This window comes from Helicobacter monodelphidis (assembly GCF_003288845.1).
GTDB lineage: Bacteria > Campylobacterota > Campylobacteria > Campylobacterales > Helicobacteraceae > NHYN01.
Map to the genome: position 1 here is coordinate 1 of NZ_NHYN01000107.1, position 419 is coordinate 419.

Here is a 419-nt window from a genome sequence, read left to right on the forward strand (position 1 = left end):
ATTAATCATTTACCCTCCCTCTTTCTTGCAACTTCTCTTAGAAAATCTGTCTTATTGTCTGATTGTGGGATATTGTCTAATGTCTTGATTGCATAATCAAATATAGGATTCTCTTTAGCTTGTTGTTGTGCTTTAAGTAATGTTTGCATAAGCTCATCATTAATAGATTGTTGTGTTTGTTGTTGAGATGTGTTTGATTCTGAAGTTTGTTTTGATTGTTGAATTTCTCGATTAATGAATGATTCTTCTCCTTTAACAAGGAGAAGACCTTTTAGCTCAAAGATATAATCTAAGGCTTCTGTGATTGTTAAGCCTTGAGATTTAGCATAATTGTCTGCTTCTTCTATGAGTTTGCCTGCTTCCTCTTCTCCAAGATTTCTAAGATATATGCCTCTAAGTCCCGCTCTGCTTGATCTGCT

Annotated in this window: 1 protein-coding gene; it reads right to left on the bottom strand. The window is 34.4% G+C overall.

Going from position 1 to position 419, the window contains the following annotated elements; genetic code table 11:
- Positions 1-5: 5 nt before the first annotated feature.
- Positions 6-419 (bottom strand): hypothetical protein (locus CCZ01_RS10685; protein WP_181566410.1); only part of this gene is annotated, 414 nt, incomplete at its 5' end.